1 protein-coding gene is annotated in these 367 nt (G+C 43.6%); it reads left to right on the top strand.

Translation table 11 applies throughout. The features are described from left to right. Window positions 1–367 (top strand): toprim domain-containing protein (locus CBI42_RS11550; RefSeq protein ID WP_142294145.1); only part of this gene is annotated, 367 nt, incomplete at both ends.

Below are 367 nucleotides of genomic sequence, written 5' to 3'. Positions count from 1 at the left end.
TTTTACAGGATCGAGGGGAGATTGCGATGGATGAAAGGGATTATACCAAGTCTAGTGAACTAACACGTACCTCGAGATTCCTATCTGTTGCAGCAGAAACCTCTACACTTTGCCAAGATAACAAATACGATGCTCTCATCACGCTGGCAGTTGATCGTGATAAAGCAGGTACAGATTTTATCACCAAACTACGTGAGAAGAAAATTCCAGTTATAGATGCAAGACCACCAAAACGTGAAGGCCAGGAGAAGACAGACTGGAATGAGATTCTGAAGCAGACCAAGCAACTGGAAAAGGCTGAGGAAATTCAATCATCAAGTCACTTTCCTGATACCAGCCACCTTTCTCCTGAAGATGCAACGTGGTT

This window comes from Streptococcus sp. KR, assembly GCF_002238115.1.
Taxonomy (GTDB): Bacteria; Bacillota; Bacilli; order Lactobacillales; family Streptococcaceae; genus Streptococcus.
This window is presented reverse-complemented; position numbering and strand designations above follow the sequence as displayed.